Source organism: Kitasatospora sp. CB01950, from assembly GCF_001905465.1.
Taxonomy (GTDB): Bacteria; Actinomycetota; Actinomycetes; order Streptomycetales; family Streptomycetaceae; genus Kitasatospora.
In genome coordinates this window covers 240538-258727 of the sequence record NZ_LISX01000004.1, presented here as the reverse complement: position 1 = coordinate 258727, position 18190 = coordinate 240538, and the positions used below count along the sequence as shown (strand labels likewise).

The window sequence follows — 18190 nt, the reverse complement described above, 5'->3', positions numbered from 1 at the left end:
GATACCGTCGGTCCCGGTGCACAAGGGTTGAAGTGCTGTCACTGGGGGTATGGGGCGTGATCCGCTCGAAGCGTGTGGGCAAGGTCGTCGGTGGCACCGTGCTGTGCCTGGCCGCCGGAGCATGGGCCGGGACGCCCGCGCTGGCCGCCGAACCCGTCAGCACCGTCGCTCCCGAGCCGGCCGCGGCCAAGCTCGCCCCGCCCACCGGCTCCGTCGGCTCGGCCGGCGTGTACGCCGTCGGCGGCGGCCTGGTGGTGGTGGCCGGCGGCGCGGCGACCTGGCTGCGCAAGCGCAAGAAGGCCTGAGCCCGCACAACGGACGAGGTCCGCTCCGCAGACGCGCGGAGCGGACCTCGCCGTGCTTTCGCGGGCCGGTCAGCCGGTGTTGCGCAGGCCGGCCGCGATGCCGTTGACGGTCAGCAGCAGGGCACGGGCCCGCAGCGGGTCCTCCGGGCGGCCGAGCGCGACCTCCTCGCGCTGGCGGCGCAGCAGCGCCACCTGGAGGTAGGAGATCGGGTCGAGGTAGGCATCGCGGACGGTGAACGTCTGCTTCAGGACCTCGTTGTGCTCCAGCAGCTCCGACTCGCCGGTCAGCCGCAGCACCTCGCGCAGGGTCAGCTCGTGCTCGGCGACGATCTGGTCGAACACGTGCCGCAGCTCGCCCGGGACCAGCTGCTCGACGTAGTGGCGGGCGATCCGCAGATCGGTCTTGGCCAGCGTCATGGCGACGTTGGACAGGAAGTTGCGGAAGAAGTGCCAGTTCCCGTACATCTCGTCGAGCACGTCCGACAGGCCCGCCGCGCGGGCCGCCGCCAGGCCGGAGCCGACGCCGTACCAGCCGGGGACGATCTGCCGGGACTGCGTCCAGCCGAACACCCACGGGATGGCCCGCAGGCCGTCCAGGCCCGCGCCGCTGTCCGGGCGGCGGGACGGACGGGAGCCCAGGTGCAGCGAGGCCAGCTGGTCGACCGGGGTGGACGCGAAGAAGTACTTCGGCAGGTCCTCCTGCTCCACCAGCCCCCGGTAGGCGGTGTGCGCGGCCTCCGAGACCCGGTCCATCGCGGCGTCCCAGCGGGCCAGCTCCTCCGGGGCCTGGCGCGGCGCGGTGTGCAGCGCGGACGCGGCCAGCGTGGCGGAGAGGGTCAGCTCCAGGTTCTCCCGGGCCAGCGACGGCAGCAGGTACTTGTCGGAGATCACCTCGCCCTGCTCGGTGACCTTGATCTCGCCCTCCAGGGTGCCCCACGGCTGGGCGAGGATCGCCTCGTGCGAGGGGCCGCCGCCGCGGCCGACGGTGCCGCCGCGGCCGTGGAACAGCCGCAGCCGGATTCCGTACCGGTGCGCGACGTCGCGCAGCCGGCGCTGGGCGCGGTGGATCTCCCACTGCGAGGTGGTGATGCCGCCGAACTTCGACGAGTCCGAGTAGCCGAGCATGACTTCCTGGATGTCGCCGCGCAGCGACACCAGCAGCCGGTACGACGGATCGGAGAGCATCTCCTCCAGGATTCGGTCGGCCTGCTGGAGCTCGTCCGTGGTCTCCAGCAGCGGCACGATGCCGATCTTGGCGATGCCCGCGTGCAGGTCGATCAGCCCCGCCTCGCGGGCCAGCACCGCGGCCGCGAACACGTCGTCCGCGCCCTGGCACATCGAGATGATGTACGACTCGACGATCTCGTCGCCGAACCGCTCGAAGCCCTGCCGGATGGTGCTGAACACGCCCAGCGTCTTGGCGCCAGCCGGGTCCAGCGGGGCCGGGATCGGGGCCAGCGGGCGGCGCGAGCGCATCTCCTTCGACAGCAGGCGCTGGCGGTACTCGCGCGGCATGTCGGTGTAGCGCCACGCCTCCTCGCCGAGCCGGTCGAACAGCTGGCCCAGCGCGTGGTGGTGCGCCTCGGCGTGCTCGCGGACGTCCATGGTGGCCAGCTGCAGGCCGAACGCCTCGATGGTGCGGATCGCCCGGGCCAGCCGGCCGTCGGCGATCAGGCCGCCGCGGTGGGCGCGCAGCGAGTCCTGGATCAGCCGCAGGTCGGCGATCAGGTCCCGGGTGCCGACGTAGTCGCGGCCCAGCACGTGCGGGGTGCCCGCGGCCAGCCGCTCGCGGGTGTTCTCCAGCTTGATCCGGATGCAGGTGGCCTTCAGGCGGTACGGCTCCTCGGCGTTCATCCGCTTGTAGCGCGGGCTCAGCTCCGGAAGGTGCGTCAGGTCGGCGTCCAGCGAGGCCAGCAGCTCCTCCGACGCGCCCGCCAGCCGCACCGAGGTCGACAGCGAGGCCCGCAGGTCGTCGATGGCCGCCAGCGCGTCCTTGATGCCGTACTCGTGCTGCAGGTTCAGCACGTCCCAGGTGACCTGCGGGGTGACGTTCGGGTTGCCGTCGCGGTCGCCGCCGATCCAGGTGCCGAACGTCAGCGGACGGACGCCGTCCGGCAGGGTCAGGCCGACCCGGGCCAGCTCCTCGTGCAACTCCTCCAGCACGGCCGGCACCGCCTCGCGGTACAGCTCGTCCAGGTAGTAGACGGCGTTGCGGGCCTCGTCGGTCGGCTCCGGGCGGGCGATCCGCAACTCGTCGGTCTGCCACAGCAGGTCGATCACCTCGGCGAGGCGGCGGTCCGCCTGCCGGCGCGCCGAGGTCTGCCGGGCGCTGTCCACCTGGCCGGTCGCCGCCTGCTCGCGGTGGATCCGCTCCAGCAGCTCGCCGACCCGGCGCAGCTTGTTCAGCACGCTGCGGCGGGCCGCCTCGGTCGGGTGCGCGGTGAAGACCGGACGCACCGCGAGGTTCGCCAGCGTGTCCGCCAGGTGCTTCGGGTCCGCGTCCTTCAACTGGTCGGCGGTCTGCGACAGCACCGAGCCCTCGCGGGCCCGCCGCGACGCGAACTCCCGCCCGCGGTGCACCTGTTCGGTGACGTTCGCGAGATGGAAGTAGGTGGAGAACGCGCGCACCAGCTTCGCGGCGGTCGCCAGGTCGATCTCCGCCAGCAGCTGGGCCGTCGCCTCGCCGTCGGTACGGCTCAGCAGGCGCACCTGTTCGACCAGGCCCAGCAGTTCCGGGCCCTCCTGACGCACGAGAGTCTCTCCCAGCAGGTCACCGAGGCGGCGGATGTCCGCACGCAACGCGGCATTCTCTGCGGCCTGGTCGGCGGTCGGGGACGAGTTGTCCGGAGCGGTCACGGCTGGCTCCCTGTGGTGGTGGGGGTGTTCGGCAACGGCTCTGCAGGTGCGGACCGCACTGTCCGACGGGCAACAGCATAGGTGGCACCCGGTGCCAGACCGGAGAGGTGGCCGGATGGCGGACAGCGGAGAGCGCGCGGGCACGGAGACAGGGAGAGCACCGACCGGGGGGCGCATCTCGCACTGCGTATGGTGTCCCCATGAGTAAGAAGCCGGCGGGGGACGGCCTGTGGTGGTGGGCGCGGAGGCGTGGCGCGGCGCTCGACGTGGCGTTGGCGCTGGCGGCGGCGGCGGAGTGTGCGGCCGGGGCGTACGCGCTGGTCAAGGTCCGGCTGGAGCTGGGCCTCGCGGCAGCCGTGGTCGCGGTGGTGCTGGGGGCGCTGGCGGGTGTCTCGCTGGTGGTGCGGCGCAGATGGCCCGCGTTTCCGGTGGTGGTGGCGCTGGTGTTCGTGCCGGGGTTCTTCGGCGTGATCCTGCTGGTGGTGTCGCTGTACACGCTGGCGGCGACCTGGGAGTGGCCGTCCCGGCGGGCCCGGGTGGTCGGGTTGTCGGCGGTCGCCACGGCGGAGACGTTCGGCATGGTGCTGTTCGCGATGTTCGCGCCGCCCCCGACGCCGTCTCCGGAACCGCTGCCGCCGGGCTGGGTGCTGGTGATCGTGTCCGCGTTCGTCGCGGTCGGCATGGCGGTCGCCCCGGTGGTGACCGGCCTGTACGTGGGGGCGCGGCGGCGGCTGGTGGAGTCGCTCACGGACCGGGCGGAGGGCCTGGAGGCCGAGTTGACGATGCTCGCCGAGCAGGCCCGGGAGCGGGCGTGGCGGGCCAGGGCCGAGGAGCGGACCAGGATCGCGCGGGAGATGCACGACGTGGTCGCGCACCGGGTGAGCCTGATGGTGGTGCACGCGGCGGCGGTGGAGCGGATCGTCCCGAAGGACCCGGCGAAGGCGCAGCAGTCGGCGAAGCTGATCGGCGAGGTCGGCCGGCAGGCGCTGGACGAGCTGCGGGAGATCCTCGGCGTGCTGCGGATGACGGAGCCGCAGGACCAGGTGGAGGCGCCGGTCGGCGGTCTGGGGGAGCTGCCGGAGCTGGTGGAGCAGTCCCGGGTGGCCGGCATGGCGGTCTCGTTGACCGTCAGCGGCGAGCACCTGGCGTACGTCGCGGAGGCCGAGCAGACCGCGTTCCGGGTGGTGCAGGAGGGCCTGACCAACGCCCACAAGCACGCCGGCGGGGCGCGCGTGGTGGTGCTGCTGGCGTACGTGCCGAACGGGGTGCGGGTGTCGGTGGTGAACGACTGCCCGGGCGGCGCGGCGCTGCCGGTGGCGCTGCCGAGCGGCGGCAACGGCCTGGTCGGGATGCGCGAGCGGGTGATGGCGCTGGGCGGGATGTTCCACGCCGGGCCGGAGGGCGACGGCGGGTTCCGGGTCGAGGCGGTGCTGCCGTCCCGGCTGCGGTTGGCCGTCGAACCGTTGAACTGACCGCTCAGCTCTCGGCGGTGCGCAGCCGGTGCGGGGCCAGGCCGAGCACCAGGGTGGCCAGCGCCTGGTCGACGCTGTGGCCGAGGAACCACTCGCCGGCGTGGTCGAGGCCGTAGACCCGGCCCTGTTCGTCGATGGCCAGCAGCGCCTGCCCGTACAGCTCCTCGCCGAGCGGGGCGAGCCGGGTGTCCAGGGCGCGGCCGAGGTCGGCGAGGGTGCGCGGGGCGTGCAGGCCGCAGCGCGGGTCGAGCAGGAACGGGGTGCGGGCCTGGGTGCGCCCGGGACCCGGCACGTCGAAGGCCAGACCGCCGAACTCGGCCCAGGCCTCGATCGCGGCGGGGAACACGGAGTGCTGCGGGTCCAGCGGACCGCCGTACGCGACCATCGCATCGGCCCACTGCTCGGCCTGGCGGATCTCCCACCGGCCCGGGTGCCAGCCGGCCTGCTTGAGGGCGGCGGCCACGTCGGCCGGGAAGCGGGGCTGGGTGCGGACGGTGCTGGCGTTCAGGACGTGCTCCGGGGGCTGGGGGACGGGGACCGGCGGCCGGGCGGCCCGACCGCGACGACAGTCACGTTCAGATGATCCAGCAGCGGAGCGCAGGAACGGCACTGCGGCGCGTGCGTGCCGTGCGCCGGATCGCCCTCCTCGCGGATCCGCACCGTGGTCATCCGGGCCCCCTTGAGCGCCTTGCGGGCCTCCTGAACCGTCATCGGCTTGCGCGAGGCCCGCTTCGAGCGGGACGAGTCGACCTGCCCCAGGAACTGCGACAGCAGCGCCGGCTCCGGGCAGCGGCCGAGGAAACGCTCGCGCTTGTCGACCGGCAGCGCCGTCAGGAACTCGCCGACCAGCGGGTGCAGCATCGGCGCCAGCTCGGACTTCTCCCCGGCCAGCGTGTGCACCTCGCCGCCGCGCAGCATCAGCGCCGCAGCCACCGCGGGCAGCAGGCTGTCGCGCTGGTGGCGCAACACGGGCGGCGGGCCCGACTGGTCCATGACTGCTCCTCGACGTTGTGCGGCGCACCGGCAGTTCTCCGCTGCCGGGGGTCTGCTGACGGACGGTGAATCCTCGCCCGGAAGCGTCCAGCCTGCCAAACCGATCCGACATGCGCCGCGCCGGGGTGCGACACGGGGGCGCACGGAGGCATACGGAGGGCCCAACTTCCGCCTCGCACGCCCCTGGTGGCGTTCACCGGTTTTTCCGATTGTGCCTCGACGGGCCCGGCCGGGCCGGTACCGTTCGAGCGACGCGGCGGCAAGGGGGGTCTTGCAATGGGGTCGAACGTCGTGGCGCACGAGGCGCCAGGGGAACACGTGCCCACACCGGGCAGCACCGATCGAGAGCCCGACCGGCGGATCGGACTCGCCGTCGTCGGAGCCGGCTACTGGGGTCCGAACCTGGTCCGCAACGCCCAACAGACTGCGGCCCTGCAACTGCACTGGCTGTGCGACCTGGACGAACAGCGCTCCCGAAAGGTCCTCGGCGAGTACTCCACCGTCGCCTCCACCACCTCCTACGAACAGGTGCTCGCCGACGAGCGGGTGCAGGCCGTCGCGATCGCCACCCCCGCCGCCGCCCACCACCGCCTCGCCCGGGCCGCCCTGGAGGCCGGCAAGCACGTCCTGGTCGAGAAGCCCATCACCACCACCGTCGAGGAGGCCGCCGACCTGGTCGCCCTCGCCGAGGAACGCGGCCTCGTCCTGATGTGCGACCACACCTTCTGCTACACCCCCGTGGTGCGCCGCATCCGCGAACTGGTGCACGGCGGCGAGATCGGCGACATCCAGTTCTTCGACTCCGTCCGGATCAACCTCGGACTCGTCCAACCCGACGTCGACGTGCTGTGGGACCTCGCCCCGCACGACCTGTCCATCCTCGACTTCGTGCTGCCGCCCGGCGTCGAACCCGTCGGCGTCAGCGCCCAGGCCGCCGACCCGATCGGGGCCGGCCGGGCCTGCGTCGCCTACCTGACGGTCCGCCTGTCCAACGGCGCGCTCGCCCACTGCCACGTCAACTGGCTCTCCCCGACCAAGGTCCGCACCACCCTGATCGGCGGCTCCCGCCGCACCCTGGTCTGGGACGACCTCAACCCGCAGGCCCGCCTCGCCATCCACGACCGCGGCGTCGACCTCACCCCGCCCGACGAGCTGACCGACGCCATCCGGCACCGCGCCCTGATCTCCTACCGGGTCGGCGACATGATCGCCCCCGCCCTGGTCGAACAGGAAGCCCTGCGCAACGTGATGGCCGAATTCGCCGCCGCGATCGCCGAGGGCCGCGCCCCGCTCACCGACGGCCGGGCCGGCCTGCGCGTGCTGCGCCTGCTGCACGCCGCGTCCCTCAGCCTCGAACTCGGCGGCGTGACCGTCCCCGTCGAGCCGACCGCCCGTCAGCGTCCCGTGCAGGAGAGGGCCACCGTCCGATGAACGCCGCCGTACCGCTCGAAGGCTCCCGCTGTCTGGTCACCGGCGGCGCCGGCACCATCGGCTCCACCGTCGTCGACCAGCTGATCGAGGCCGGCGCCCGTGAGGTGGTCGTGCTCGACAACTTCGTCCGCGGCCGGGCCGAGAACCTGGCGCGCGCCCGCGAACTGGCCGCGCCCGGGCAGCTGAGGGTGGTGGACGGGGACATCCGGGACCGGGCCCTGCTGCGTGAACTCCTGGCCCCCGGCGCGGACGTGCTGTTCCACCTCGCCGCGATCAGGATCACCCAGTGCGCGGCCGAACCCCGGCTGGCGCTGGAGGTCATGGTGGACGGGACCTTCGACGTGGTGGAGGCCGCCGCCGAGACCGGCGTGCGGAAGGTCGTCGCCTCGTCGACGGCGTCCGTGTACGGGCTGGCGGACGCGTTCCCGACGCCGGAGAGCCAGCACCCCTACAACAACGACACGCTGTACGGGGCCGCGAAGGTCTTCAACGAGGGCCTGCTGCGGAGCTTCCACACCATGTACGGGCTGGACTACGTCGCGCTGCGGTACTTCAACGTGTACGGGCCCCGGATGGACGTGCACGGCCGCTACACCGAGGTCTTCATCCGATGGATGGAGCGCATCGCGGGCGGGCAGCCGCCGCTGATCTTCGGCGACGGCGCGCAGACCATGGACTTCGTCTACACCGAGGACATCGCGCGGGCGAACCTGCTCGCCGCCACCGCGCCCGTCACCGACCGGGTCTACAACATCGCGTCCGGCAGCGAGGTCTCGCTGCGCGGGCTCGCGGACGCGCTGCTGGAGGCGATGGACTCCGACCTCCACGTCGAGCACGGGCCCGCGCGGGACACCGCGGGCGGTGTGGTGCGGCGGCTCGCGGACATCTCGGCGGCCGAACGCGACCTGGGGTGGAAGCCGGAACTGGGGCTGACGGACGGGCTGCGGAAGCTCGTCGACTGGTGGAAGGACACGACGACCGGGGCGGACGGAACCGCGCGGGACGGACAGAGCTAGCCGGAGAGACCGCGGCGATCTCGCCGGAGAGATCGCGGCAGGACGAGTGACTTGCACGTGGGCGCGACCCAGCAGAGGAGCAACCCGATGTCCACCATCCCCGTCATGATCCCGTGGCTCGGCGAGGAAGAGGCCGAGGCGGCAGCGGAAGCCGTCCGTTCCGGGTGGGTCGCCCAGGGCCCGCGGGTGGCCGCGTTCGAGCGGGCGTTCGCCGAGGCCGTGGGAGTGCCGCATGCCATCGCGGTCTCGTCCTGCACCACCGCGCTGCACCTGGCGCTGGTGGGTGCGGGCGTCGGCCCCGGCGACGAGGTCGTCGTCCCGTCGCTGTCCTTCATCGCCACCGCCAACGCCGTCACCTACGTCGGCGCGACCCCCGTCTTCGCGGACGTCGAACCGGCCACCGGCAACCTCACCCCCGAGACCGTCGCGCCGCTGCTCACCGAACGCACCCGCGCGGTGATCGCCGTCGACCAGGGCGGCGTCCCCGTCGACCTCGACGCCATCAAGGCGTTGGCCGAACCGCGCGGCATCGCCGTGGTCGAGGACGCCGCGTGCGCCGCCGGGTCCGTCTACCGGGGCCGCCCGGTCGGCGCGGGCGCGGACATCGCCGCGTTCTCCTTCCACCCGCGCAAGCTGCTCACCACCGGCGAGGGCGGGATGGTCACCTGCCAGGACGGTGAACTCGCGGCCAGGTTGCGGCGGTTGCGGGAGCACGGCATGAGTGTCTCGGCCGCCGACAGGCACGCCGGGGCGGGCGGGGCGGGCATGCTGGAGACGTACGACGAGATCGGGTTCAACCACCGGATGACGGACGTCCAGGCGGCGATCGGGCTGGTGCAGCTCGGGAAGCTTCCGGCGATGGTCGCGCGGCGACGTGAACTTGCCGCACGGTACCGGGAGTTGCTGGGGGCGGAGCTCGCGGGGCGGCTGGTCGCCGAACCGGCGTACGGGACGTCCAACTTCCAGTCGCTGTGGCTGCTGCTGCCGGAGGACGCGCCGGACCGGGGTGAGGTGCTCGGCCGGCTGGCGGCGGAGGGGGTCTCGGCGCGGCGGGGGATCATGGCTGCGCATCTGGAGGCGCCGTACAAGGGAGCGGCGCGGGTGCCGTTGCCTGTAACGGAGTTGCTGACTTCGCGGACTTTGATTCTGCCGCTGTATCACTCGTTGACGGGGGAGCAGCAGGGGCGGGTGGTGGGTGCGTTGAAGGGAGCGCTCTGATCGGTCGGGGCGCCCGCACGTGCAACCTGTTCTCTCCGACGCGATCTTTCCGACGGGTTTCTTCCGCTTCGCGCAGTTCCTCGCGCCCCTGCTCTGGAGGGTCTGATCAACAATGAATGACGTTCCCTTGGTCGATCTGCACGCCGCCCATGCCGAGATCGCCGAGGAGGTTCGGGCGGGGTTCGAGGCTGTGTTGGCGAGTGGGGCCTATATCAAGGGTCCCGATGTCGTCGCGTTCGAGCGGGAGTTCGCGGCGTTCTGCGGGGTGGGGCATGCCGTTGGGACGGCCAATGGCACGGATGCGCTCGAACTTGCTTTGCGGGCACTGGACTTGGCACCCGGTGGTGGGGTGGTGCTGCCGGCGAACACGTTCGTGGCGACGGCGGAGGCGGTGGTGCGGGCCGGGCTGACGCCGGTGCTGGTGGATGTGGACGAGGAGCATCTGCTGATCGACGTCGAGCAGGTGGCCGAGAAGATCGGGGACGCCGTCGCGGTGATGCCGGTGCACCTGAATGGTCAACTCGCGCCGATGGAGCAGGTGGTGGAGGTTGCCGGCGGCGTGCCCGTGGTGGAGGACGGGGCGCAGTCGCAGGGGGCGACGCGGCACGGGCGGGCGTCGGGGAGTTGGGGGCGGATCTCGGCGACGAGCTTCTACCCGGGGAAGAACCTGGGCGCGTACGGGGACGCGGGCGCGGTGGTGACGGACGACGCCGGGCTGGCCGAGGCGGTGCGGCTGATCGGGGACCACGGGTCGGCCCGGAAGTACGTGCATGAGCGGTTCGGGTTCAACTCGCGGATGGACACCTTGCAGGCGGTGGTGCTGCGCAGCAAGTTGCGGCGGCTGCCGGCGTGGAACGAGGCCCGGCGGGCGGCGGCGGAGCGGTACGACAAGCTGTTGGGCGGGTTGGAGGGCGTCACGCTGCCGCGGACGCTGCCCGGCAACGAGCACGTGTGGCACCTGTACGCGGTGCGGGTGGAACGGGACCGGGACGGGGTGCTCGCGGAGTTGCAGCAGGCGGGGATCGGGGCCGGTGTGCACTACCCGGTGCCGGTGCACCTGCAGCCGGCGTTCCGGCAGTTGGGGCACGGGGAAGGCGCGTTCCCGGTCACCGAGCGGGCGGCGGGGGAGCTGCTCACACTGCCGCTGTTCCCGCAGTTGACCGAGGGACAGCAGGTGCGGGTGGCGGAGACATTGTCCGCCGCGGTGCGCCGACGCTGACGCGGTGTCGGTACCCGGCCGGGCAGGGGTCGGTCGGGTACCCCCGTGACCCCGAGCGCCGTCGGTCGTTGCCCTAGGCTTGGTCTCCGAGGATTTCGGCTTCTGCTGTGGGGGACCCCAGATGACGACAGGTCGGCCCGGCACTGCCGCCGTGCCCAACGCGGCGTACGCGGGCCAGGTGGTGCAATTCCCGGACCCGGTCCGGGCGGAGCGCCACCCCGGGGGCGTTCGCGTCGACGAGCACGGGTACCCGGACTTCTCGCCGTACGCGGTCGCCGCCGCCGAGGTCGCCGACCCGCCGCAGGGCTTCGGCGTGGACGAGCTGCGGCTCACCGACTACGTGTCGGCGAACGCCGCGCTGTACACCCGGGGCCACGAGCTGTGGGCCGACCTGGAGACCGCCGTCGCCACCCCGCCCGGCTGGACGTGGCACCACGTGGTCGGCCGCGCCCCGCAGGGCTGGCGGCGGATGGAGCTGGTCCCGGTCGAGGTGAAGGCCCTGCTGCGGCACCACGGCGGTCTGGCGATCTCCACCGCCGACCACTTTCGGCGCGGCACCCGCCCGCTCCAGGAGCGCCGCCCCGTGCACTTCCCGCTGGCGAAGGACGGCGGCGACCCGCTGGCCGTCACCGAGGACCTGGTGCAGCGCGCCGAACAGCGCCTGGGCCACCCGCTGCCGCCCGTCTACCGCGACTTCCTGAAGCTGGCCGGCGGCCGCGTCCCCGCCTCCGCGGCGCTGGACGTCGACCTCGGCCTGCTGGTCGACCAGCCGTTCCTGACCCTCTCCGAGGAGTACGGCACTCAGGACCTGGTGTACGCCAACAAGTGCCTGCGCGACCACCTGACCAAGGACTACCTGGCGATCGCCTACCAGCAGGGCGGTCTGCTCGCCCTCAAGGTCCGCGGCGAGCAGACCGGTTCGGTCTGGTTCCTGCCCTACGACGACGCCCGGGACGAGGGCGCGGACGAGTCCCCGGAGGCACGGGTGGCCCGGCTGCTGCTGCCCTGCGGCGACAGCTTCGCCGCCTTCCTGCTGCGGCTCGCGGGCAGCCCCCCGGAGCTGGAGACCGTCGCCGAACTCATGGTGGACGGCGGCTTCGCGCGCGCCGTCCCGGTGAACTGACCGAACGACAGGGGTGGGACGAGACGTGGTGACCACGTACGCGCAGGCGCAGGAGACCGCCGAGGACTGGATCAACGCCGGTGTACCGCGCTCGCTCCAACGCGAGGTGCGGGTCCGGGAGTTCGACCTCGGCTACGTCTGCTGGGCGGTGGACGGCAGCGAGCACGACGGCGGGCCCGGAACCTCGCCGCGGCTGGTGATCGCCCGGGACAGCGGCGCCGGCATGCTCTGGCCGCCGCTGCCGATCAACGACGTGGTGCGGGAGTTCGAGGAGCTCTACGGCACCGCGTCGGAGCCGAACCCGGCCGGCGCGGCCAAGCCGGTGCGCGGGGCGGTCGAGGCGACGTCGTTCCTGCTCAGCCCGCCGCAGTGGCTGCAGGACGCCGGCGCTGCCGCGGTGGCCGCCGAGAACGCGCAGCTGTCCGGGGCGGCTCCCGCGCCGGTGCCTCCCGCGCCGGTGCCGGTGCCGGTGCCGCCCGCGCCGCCCGCGGAGGGGGATGCGGGGCCCGGCTCCTACACGCCGACCGGCACGCCCGTGCCCGGCACGCCCGTGCCGCCGATCGGGGCGACGCCGCCGTTCCCGCTCGGCAGTCCGGCAACTCCCGTGCCCGGCACGCCCGTTCCCGGCACGCCCGTTCCCGACGCGGGCGGGCCGTCGATCGACTACGCGCCGACCATGCTGGCCGGCGACGGCCCGCCCGGGCTGATGGGGCTGCCCGGTGCGCCCGGCACGCCCGGTGCGCCCGGCACGCCCGCGCACGGGGTGCAGCTGGGCCGGTCCGGTCCGACCGCTCCGCCGCCGCCTCCGCCGGCCGACCTGCTGCCGAACACCGGCGGGCCCGCGCACGTCGGGCTCGGCCGGTCCGGTCCGACCGCCCCGCCGCCGCCCCCGCCCGCCGACCTGCTGCCGAACACCGGCGGCCCGGTGCAGGGCCCCGGCGGCCGTGGCGGCCCCGGCGTCCCGCCGCCGCCCGCACCCGACGGGCTGCGCGCCGACGCGGCTGCCGCGCCGCCTGCCACTCCGGCGCCCGAGGCCGCCGCGGTCGCCTACCAGGCGACCCAGCTGGCCCCGGCGATCGAGCTGCCGCCGACGGGCGGCCCGGCGACGCCGCCGTTCCCGCCCGCGCCCGGCCCGCAGCAGGGTGCGCCGTTCCAGGCCCCGCCGCCGTTCCCCGGACCGCCGCAGGGCATGCCGCCGCAGCCGTTCCCGGGTGGGCCGGTGCCGCCGCCCGGCCCGGCGTTCCCGCCGCCGCCCGGCCCCGGCCCGGCCCCCGTCGCCCCGGTGCCGCCGTCCGGCGTGCCCACCACCGGTCCCGGCACCACCGCCGTGGTCAACTACCGGGCGCCCGACGGCTCCGAGCGGAGCCTGGTGATGTTGTCCGAGCTCGGCACCCCGCACCCGGAGTGGAAGGCGCTGCAGGAGCTGCGCCGGATCGGCGTGCCCGCCGACCAGGTGCTGGAGGTGCACACCGACCTGGAGCTGTGCGACCTGCCCGGCGGCTACTGCGCCCGGATGGTGAAGGCGTCCTGGCCGAACGCCCGGATCAGCCACACCGCCCCGTACGGCCGGGACACCGCCGCCCGGCAGTCCGGCATGGCGGTGCTGAGCGAGCACGTCGAGCAGCTGCACCAGCTGGTGTCCGCGCCGCCGCGCCCCCGCACCCAGCGGGTGCCGCTGCCGCCGCCCGGCTCGCTGCCGCCGCTGCCGCCGATGGTGCCGCAGCAGCTGGCCGCCGAACTGGGCCAGCTTTTCGGGCCCGGCATGTTCCGCTTCGAGCAGCGCGCGGTGTCCCGGCAGGGCGTGCCGGACCCGGTCGCCCAGACCCTGATGTGGGTCGGCCTGCCGCGCGAGTTCCCGCCGTTCTTCTGGGCGCAGGCCCAGGAGGGCCGGCCGATCCCGACGCTGGCCGAGCTGGCCGCCGAGCGCGGTCTGCAGCCCGGCCCGGACTTCGGCGGGTACCTGGTGCTCGGCAACGACTACGGCCGCCAGCTGTGCGTCCAGTACGGCACCGCCGCGGTCGTCGCCGTGGACATCGAGAACCCGGCCGAGCCGCCGCGGTTCGTCAACACCGGCGTCCCCGAGTTCGTCCGCTGCCTGGCCGTGCTGGCCCGGATGTGGCACCTTCGGCACGGCCTCACGCCCGAGCAGGCCGGCCGCTGGACCACGGACTTCCAGGCCCAGCTGCTGGCGGCCGACCCGGCCGCCGTGCACACGCCCGAAAGCTGGTGGGCCGTCCTGGTCGAACAGCTGTGGGACGGCCTGCTCTAGGGTCTGTCCGGTCGATCGTGCCGGGCGCGCGACAAGATCGACCGGACAGGCCTTGGCGCCTCCCGCACGGCCGGTTCGCCCGGCCGCGCGGCGGCGGCCTGTTTGGTTTGCGTTCGTATCTGCGCAAAATAGGTCAATGGGACGGTGCCGCCGTCCCACCGAACCACGCACCCGGCGGGGCTGCGCGGCCCGCGAGCACGAGGAGAACAGCCGAATGAGCGACGCCGTGTCCCAGTACGGCTTCACCGTCTCCCGGCGCGGTTACGCGCCGGACCAGGTCGAGGCGGCCGTCACCGCGCTCAGCCGCGAACGGGACGAGGCCTGGGAACGCCTCAGCGTGCTCGGCTCCGGCCTGCGTGAGATGGAGAAGCGCCTCGGCGACATCCAGCAGGCCGCCGAGGACGCGCCCGACCCCGACTACGCCGAACTCAGCGAGCAGGCCGCGATCCTGCTGAAGATCGCGCAGAACGAGGCCGAGGCGATCCACACCAAGGCCAAGCGCTCCGGCGAGGACGCCCGGGACGCCGCCCACGAGACCGGCGAGGCCGCCGCCAAGTCCGCCAAGGACCACTCCGCCAAGCTGCGCGAGGACGCCGCCCGCTCCGCCCGCAGCACCGACGAGCGCAGCCGCTCCGAGGCCGAGCGGGTCCGCGCCCACGCCGACGCCGAGGCCCGCGCCGTCGTCCACGCCGCGACCGGCCACGCCGCCCGGATCCGGGTCTCCGCCGCCGACGCCTCCGAGCAGTCCGAGGTCACCCTCGCCGACCGCCGCCGCAAGGCCGACGAGGAGTTCTCCACCGCCGAGGCCGACGCCGACGCGGCCGTCGCCAAGATCACCGCCGCCGCCGAGGCCAAGGTCAAGGAGGCCGAGCAGCACCGCGAGGCGATGCTCGCCGAGGCCCGCCGCCTCGACACCCAGGCGCAGGCCAAGGCCGACGCCGAGCTTGCCGCCGCCAAGGAGAAGGCCGCCCGGATCAAGGTCGCCAGCGAGCGCGAGCAGATCGACTTCGGCAAGCGCCTCGACAAGGTGCAGACCCACCTCGACCACATCAAGGGCACCCTGGCCTCGCTGACCGGCGCCGCTGTCGGCGCGATCGAGGAGCCGGAGGACGAGAAGCCGGCCGCCCCCGCGCCCGCGGAGAAGGCCGACCTCGGCAAGGCCCCCATCGGCACCGCGACGGCCGCCACCAAGCCCGCCACCGCGACGGCCGCCGCCAAGCCCGCCACCGCGACGGCCGCCACCAAGCCCGCCGCCGACCAGCCGACCGCCGTGCTGAGCCGCGTCAAGGACGAGCCCGCCGACGCCGCGCCCAAGGCCGGCGACCCCCGCAAGCCCTACACCCCGACCGTGGTGGAGCCCCCGGCCGCGCCGCCCAAGCCCGCGAGCTTCGCCAAGGACCCGCTGCCGCCGAAGCCCGCCAACCCGCCGGCGGCCGAGCCGAAGACGGATTCCGGGGCAGATGCAAAGGCCGACGCCAAGGCCGACGTAAAGGTCGACGCCAAGGCCGATGCCAAGGCCGACGTAAAGGTCGACGCCGAGGCCGACGTAAAGGTCGACGCCAAGGTCGATGCCAAGGTCGATGCCAAGGCCGCGTCGGAGGCCGACGCGAAGGCCGAGGCGGAGACCCGCATCGTGCCCAAGATCGTCATCGTGGACGACGGTCTGAACCACGACACCCGCCCCAACCGCGACCGGATCCAGCGCCGGGGCTGAGCCTCGGGGACCACGGCGAACCGCCCCGCTCGACCGAGCGGGGCGGTTCGCCGTCTCCGGGTCAGCCCAGCAGGGTCTGTCCGATCCAGCCGCCCGGTTCGCAGCCCGGGGGGACGGCGAAGACGGCGGAGCCGATCGGGGTGGTCCACTGGTTGAGCTGGTCGGAGGCGGCCAGGGTGCGCTGGACAGGCAGGAACTGTTCGGCGATGTCCCGCTGGAACGAGGCGAAGAGCAGGCCGGTGTCGGGGGTTCCGTCGGGGGCCGGTGCGTCGTCGTAGTTGTACGGGCGGCGGAAGATGCGCAGCCGGGGGTCGGCGACATGGGCCCGCCGGATGTGGGCGAAGTCGGGGATGACCGGGAAGCCGAGGGAGTCCTTGGCGTCGAAGTCGGGCACGTCGTGCTCGGCGGAGCCGGTGAGCGGGGCGCCGGTGCCGAGGGTCCGGCCGACGGAGAACTCCTTGGCCCTGGTGTCGGCGACGTCCCAGGTCTTCAGCTCCATGCGGATGCGCCGCAGGACCAGGGTGGTGCCGCCGTGCAGCCAGTCGGGGCCGGTGTCGGTCCACACCGCACGGGTGAAGATGTCGCCGGCGGGCGCCGGGTTGGCGGTGCCGTCGATCTGGCCCATCAGGTTGCGCTGGGTGGTGGCCTCGTCCTGCATGCCGCGTCCGTTGCGGAAGCCGCGCTGGGCCCAGCGCAGCCGGGCGAAGGTGCGGGCGTCCTTGATCAGCATCCGTTGGGCGTGGGCCACGGTGAGCGGGTCGTCGGCGCAGATCTGGATCAGCAGGTCGCCGCCGCACCAGCGGTCCTGGAGCCGGTCGACGGCGAACGGGGGCAGCGGTTCGAGCGAGGCGGGCCGCCGGTCGTCGAGTCCGGCGGCCCGGAACAGGCCTGGGCCGAACCCGAAGGTGACGGTCAACCGGGCCGGTAGCGCGGCGAGTTCGGGCTCGGTGTCGGCGAGTGCCGGTTCGCCCCGGGTGAGCCGGACGGCGTCGTCGGTGAGGACCCGCATCATCCGGCCGAGGGCCGCGCGGTCGGTGCCGTCGGCCAGGTCGAAGCCGAGGAACACGCCGTGGGCCTGGGCGGGCGTGTCGATCCCGGCCTGGTGCGGCCCGTGGAACGGGACCTGGTGCCGGCCGTACTCGGGCGGCCGGTCGACGGCCCGGGCGGGCCGGCGGACGGCGGTGCCGAGGCCGGCGCCGGCCAGCGCCCCGCCGAGGGTGAGGGCGCCGCCGGTCAGCAGCCGGCGGCGGCCGACCGCAGCGGGGGCGGTGGGGCTGGTGTCTGCGGTGGGGCTGGTGTCCATGGTGCGGAACTCAGCCCTTCGTCATGCCGGGGTTGTAGTCCTCCTTGCCGCCCGCGAACGCCTTGCCGACGGCGGTGAACTTCACCGTCCGGCCGTCGTCGAGGGTCAGCGTGACGGCGACTTCGTCGCCCGGCTTCAGGGGCTGGGTCAGGCCCATCAGCATGATGTGGTCGGCGCCCGGCTTGAGTTCGTGGCCGGAGTTGGCCGGGATGACGAAGCCGCCCGCCTTCGGGCGCATCATCGGCTTGCCGTCCACGTCCGCGACCTCGTGGAGCTCGGTCTTCTCCGCGACGGTGGCGGTGCCGGAGACCACGGTGAGCTGGGCGCCGGTGGTGTTGACCAGGGTGCCGAACAGGCCGGTCATGCCGGAGTCGGAGGCCTTCACCCACGGGTCCTTGACCGTCACCGGCGCCGATTCGACCGCGACGGACGGCGCGCTCGGGGAGCTCTTGGCCGGGGACGAGTCGCTGCCGCAGGCGACCAGGCCGGACAGGGCTATCGCCCCCGCCGTCGTGGCGAGGACGAGGCGGCGGAGCCGGGGGGAGCGGCCCGGAGCGGCGGGGGCGGGGGTGATCGACATGGGGTGCATCGGCTTTCGGCTCGGTTGCGGGTCGCGTCCCGCAGATACCGCAGTGGTCGGGCCGGGAGGGCAGGAAGTTCCCGGGATTCGTCGGGAACTTCCCGTTCGTCGCGGCCGACCACTCTGCTGTGAAGCCCCGAGTCCTCTCGTTCCTGACGGCCCTGTCGGCCGCCGCGCTGTCCGTCGTGGTGTCCGCGCCCCCGGCGGCGGCGCACGCGCAGCTGCTCTCCTCCGGCCCGGCCGCGGACGCCGTGGTGTCCGAGACGCCGACGGTGGTCACGCTGACCTTCGACAGCGCGGTGCAGCCGGGCTACACCACGGTCGCGGTGGTCGGCACCGACGGGACGGCGTACGCCGACGGCGCGCCGACCGCGGCGGGCCACGACATCCAGCAGAAGGTCGGCCGCCTGCCGCGCGGCCCGATCCAGGTCAGCTGGCGCACCGTCGCCGCCGACGGCGCTCCCCTCCAGGGCCGCTTCACCTTCACCAACTCCGACCCGGCCGCCCCCACCCAGCCCCCGGCCCGCCCGACGGCGTCCCCGACGACGACGTCGGCCGCCGCCCCGCCGGTGGCCAGTGACGACCCGGGGGCCTGGCGGTGGTGGGCGGCGGCCGGCGGGCTGTCGGTCGTGGCGGCGGCCGGTGTGACCGTGCTCGTGCGCCGCTCGGACGCCGCGCGCCGCCCCTGAGG

General features: G+C 73.9%; 15 protein-coding genes. 10 read left to right on the top strand and 5 right to left on the bottom strand.

The genetic code is table 11. The features are described 5' to 3' along the window. Positions 1–56: 56 nt before the first annotated feature. Positions 57–305: a hypothetical protein gene (locus AMK19_RS13120; RefSeq protein ID WP_073811265.1), complete on the top strand. Its 249-nt coding sequence runs from the start codon at positions 57–59 to the stop codon at positions 303–305. A gap of 69 nt (positions 306–374) precedes the next feature. Here AMK19_RS13120 and ppc read toward each other — a convergent pair whose 3' ends face one another. After that, positions 375–3161 (bottom strand): phosphoenolpyruvate carboxylase, encoded by a 2787-nt coding sequence (ppc, locus tag AMK19_RS13115; protein WP_073811263.1) that lies wholly within the window; start codon positions 3159–3161, stop codon positions 375–377. Between the two features lie 200 nt (positions 3162–3361). On the opposite strand from ppc, the gene AMK19_RS13110 reads away from it, so the two are divergent. Continuing rightward, positions 3362–4633 (top strand): sensor histidine kinase, encoded by a 1272-nt coding sequence (locus AMK19_RS13110; RefSeq protein ID WP_073811262.1) that lies wholly within the window; start codon positions 3362–3364, stop codon positions 4631–4633. A gap of 4 nt (positions 4634–4637) precedes the next feature. Here the strand turns inward: AMK19_RS13110 and AMK19_RS13105 are convergent, their stop codons facing one another. Together AMK19_RS13105 and AMK19_RS13100 are read right to left on the bottom strand one after the other, a co-directional pair. Further along, entirely contained in the window at positions 4638–5096 is a 459-nt protein-coding gene (locus AMK19_RS13105) for an SUKH-3 domain-containing protein (protein ID WP_083646734.1), read from the bottom strand. Between the two features lie 41 nt (positions 5097–5137). Next, the gene (locus AMK19_RS13100) at positions 5138–5626 is read right to left on the bottom strand and encodes a YwqJ-related putative deaminase (protein ID WP_073811260.1); all 489 of its coding nucleotides are present in this window, start codon (positions 5624–5626) and stop codon (positions 5138–5140) included. Between the two features lie 318 nt (positions 5627–5944). On the opposite strand from AMK19_RS13100, the gene AMK19_RS13095 reads away from it, so the two are divergent. The 7 genes from AMK19_RS13095 to AMK19_RS36505 all read left to right on the top strand — a co-directional run bounded on the left by AMK19_RS13095 (position 5945) and on the right by AMK19_RS36505 (position 15616). Beyond that, positions 5945–7057 carry a Gfo/Idh/MocA family protein gene (locus AMK19_RS13095; protein WP_073811259.1) on the top strand — a complete coding sequence of 371 codons (1113 nt, stop codon included), beginning with the start codon at positions 5945–5947 and terminating at the stop codon, positions 7055–7057. After that, entirely contained in the window at positions 7054–8073 is a 1020-nt protein-coding gene (locus AMK19_RS13090; protein ID WP_073811257.1) for an NAD-dependent epimerase/dehydratase family protein, read from the top strand. Before AMK19_RS13095 ends, AMK19_RS13090 begins: the two co-directional genes overlap by 4 nt. Positions 8074–8160: 87 nt before the next feature. Further along, the gene (locus AMK19_RS13085) at positions 8161–9291 is read left to right on the top strand and encodes a DegT/DnrJ/EryC1/StrS family aminotransferase (RefSeq protein ID WP_073811256.1); all 1131 of its coding nucleotides are present in this window, start codon (positions 8161–8163) and stop codon (positions 9289–9291) included. 112 nt (positions 9292–9403) lie between these two features. After that, on the top strand, positions 9404–10510 hold the full coding sequence (locus tag AMK19_RS13080; RefSeq protein ID WP_073811254.1) for a DegT/DnrJ/EryC1/StrS family aminotransferase: 1107 nt from the start codon (positions 9404–9406) through the stop codon (positions 10508–10510). A gap of 121 nt (positions 10511–10631) precedes the next feature. Next, positions 10632–11633 (top strand): SMI1/KNR4 family protein, encoded by a 1002-nt coding sequence (locus AMK19_RS13075; RefSeq protein ID WP_073811252.1) that lies wholly within the window; start codon positions 10632–10634, stop codon positions 11631–11633. A gap of 25 nt (positions 11634–11658) precedes the next feature. Further along, on the top strand, positions 11659–13902 hold the full coding sequence (locus AMK19_RS13070) for an SUKH-4 family immunity protein (protein WP_338015783.1): 2244 nt from the start codon (positions 11659–11661) through the stop codon (positions 13900–13902). Positions 13903–14116: 214 nt separating this feature from the next. After that, on the top strand, positions 14117–15616 hold the full coding sequence (locus AMK19_RS36505; protein ID WP_073811249.1) for a hypothetical protein: 1500 nt from the start codon (positions 14117–14119) through the stop codon (positions 15614–15616). Positions 15617–15677: 61 nt separating this feature from the next. Here AMK19_RS36505 and AMK19_RS13060 read toward each other — a convergent pair whose 3' ends face one another. After that, positions 15678–16919, bottom strand: coding sequence for a Dyp-type peroxidase (locus AMK19_RS13060; RefSeq protein ID WP_073811248.1), 1242 nt, complete (start codon positions 16917–16919; stop codon positions 15678–15680). 10 nt (positions 16920–16929) lie between these two features. Then, positions 16930–17499 carry a copper chaperone PCu(A)C gene (locus tag AMK19_RS13055; protein ID WP_073811699.1) on the bottom strand — a complete coding sequence of 190 codons (570 nt, stop codon included), beginning with the start codon at positions 17497–17499 and terminating at the stop codon, positions 16930–16932. Positions 17500–17627: 128 nt separating this feature from the next. On the opposite strand from AMK19_RS13055, the gene AMK19_RS13050 reads away from it, so the two are divergent. Next, complete coding sequence (locus AMK19_RS13050; RefSeq protein ID WP_073811246.1) at positions 17628–18188, top strand: copper resistance CopC family protein; 561 nt, start codon at positions 17628–17630, stop codon at positions 18186–18188. Positions 18189–18190: the final 2 nt, after the last annotated feature.